The sequence below is a fragment of the Arthrobacter sp. AQ5-05 genome (assembly GCF_003287975.1).
Classification (GTDB): Bacteria; Actinomycetota; Actinomycetes; order Actinomycetales; family Micrococcaceae; genus Paeniglutamicibacter.
Genome location: NZ_QMKQ01000065.1, coordinates 1 through 2,130 on the forward strand (window position 1 = coordinate 1; position 2,130 = coordinate 2,130).

The 2,130-nt window shown below is 57.8% G+C and carries 1 protein-coding gene and 1 rRNA gene; both read left to right on the plus strand.

The window, feature by feature from the left end; all coding sequences use genetic code 11:
• Positions 1–273 precede the first annotated feature (273 nt).
• Positions 274–390 (plus strand): 5S ribosomal RNA (gene rrf, locus DQ353_RS20970).
• Between the two features lie 1,160 nt (positions 391–1,550).
• Positions 1,551–1,985: an SRPBCC domain-containing protein gene (locus DQ353_RS20975; protein WP_220094086.1), complete on the plus strand. Its 435-nt coding sequence runs from the start codon at positions 1,551–1,553 to the stop codon at positions 1,983–1,985.
• Positions 1,986–2,130: the final 145 nt, after the last annotated feature.

Genomic DNA, 2,130 nt, shown 5'->3' on the forward strand with positions numbered 1-2,130 from the left:
GCCCGGAAATGGGGTGGGAAAGCCTGCCGCCAGTGGTCAAAACCGGTTGCCGCCGGTGGTCAGTTCAATTGCCGCTGGTGGTCAGCGGGGATTGCCGCCTACGGTCACTTTAGAACTTCCGCTGACAGTGACCACCCTCACCGGCCAATAAGCGGCTATTCGTTCGCGCGGAGCCCGTCGTTCCGCTATAGTTGATTATGAAGAACCACAGCACTTGTTGTGACTCGATAAAGCCACCAGCTTTCCTGGATAAGGAAAGCGCGGTAATAGAGTTACGGCGGTCATAGCGTGGGGGAAACGCCCGGTCCCATACCGAACCCGGAAGCTAAGACCCACTGCGCCGATGGTACTGCACTCGGGAGGGTGTGGGAGAGTAGGTCACCGCCGGACATAACGTCCCGGAACCCTTGAACATAACTGTTCAGGGGTTCCGATGTTTAACAGACGCGAGCCGAATTCGGCCTATAGGGCCTATAGGACTAAAAGTGTGTCTGCCCCGGGTGTATCACCCGGGGCATTGCCATGTCAGACCGTATTTCAGCAGGGCCTGCCGGCCCATCCCCTCAGTGCCAGCAGACCATGCGCTTGACTGGCAACCTGGCGTCAGTGGAGATCACCCACGTCGTCTACTGGTGTTTGGACTCGAAGCTACCGCTTGATTTTCCTTCTCGTCCAGTCTCGGAAATATCCCCGAGGGAGCGATCGCGGTCAGCGACTTGTGGATGGATCCGCTCATCGGATTGGACGATGCCCGAGCAGCGCTGTTCCTGGACGGCGCACAGGACGTAATCCGAAGCTGGGTCTCACCGCGTTCCATGAATCCACCCCGCCTGATATGGGGAAAGCCCTGACTATGGATGCATACGGCGCCTGCCATGCGGCGGACCGAGCCATTGGCTCTTCTGTTTTCCGGGCACCGGTAGCGGGCAACCAATCCGCCTGCAATTGTATGAACGACCCGTTCATGGTTACATCGGCCGACCCGGTGCGCTATTCGTTCGTGTGGACGAACACCTGAATCAGGCAAAATGTGGCTCCCGGATATTTGATGTTCACGATGGTCGATACGGTGTGGGAAGGCCAGTGTCTCCGCCAGCTCGAATGATTCGACAACTCGCCATTTTGCGAGGGCCGTGCACTTCGTTCCGTGAACGTCGGTTCTTCGCCACGCATGCATCGGTCCGCAGTGAGAAACCCTCGCAGAACCAGCGGGACGAGCCGGTCTGGCATATGCAATTCCAGGGGTTGCCGTACCCATTGGTACGTCCCTGAGCCAAGAGAAGAACTAAGTGCGCTGAAGTGCTCCAAGGCTTTCGGACCGGATCTTGAGATCGCTGTTGTGCATGTACGACGATTCATTGCCTGCGCACAATCTCGTGCGGCAGGATGTAGTGACGGGAGCCCCTCTCGATGAACACTTGCAACCGGCATAGGAAGCTCCTTCGCGTTCGTGCCCAAACTACCCCTCGTGTGGAACACGCGAGGCAGGCGCGTCATCAAGCGCTTCGAATGCAGCATCACAAATACGTGAACGACCTTGGCGGAGAACCTTGGCCAACCAGACTCCGGAGAATGCCACCGAGGGAGAACCGGTGATCCACGGGACCCTGGAAATGCTTGACGATCGGGTAAGCCTACGATTCGAGCTCAACCTTGATCACGCAGTCGAGAGTGTGTGGTGGGCGGTCAGTGGTCCCGATGAACTTCGGCGGTGGTTCCCCGGAGCAGTCGGCTGGACACCGGAAGCGGAGGAGACCTTCGAGGCAGGAGGAGCCATGCTTGAGGTGACCGAGGTTGATGCGCCGCATCACCTGGCCTGGACATATGCCGGCCAATTGCAAAGCTTTGAGCTCGCCGGTGAGGGAGACGGCTGCAAGTTTGCCTTCGTCCATGTCTTCGATGACTTTCCACTTGCAGCGCAGACGGCAGCGGGGTGGGAAACCATCTCACGCGACTTGACCCTCATCTTCGCGATGGACATCTAACCGAGGCGAATGCACATGTGAATATTTGACTCTTTGAGAGCCACCAATATTGCCGTTCAGAGCCACCCCGCCAAAATGCGAATATTCTCCTTCAGAGCCACCCGTAGCGCCCTTGGGAGCCATGAAATAAGCTCCTCCCACCATG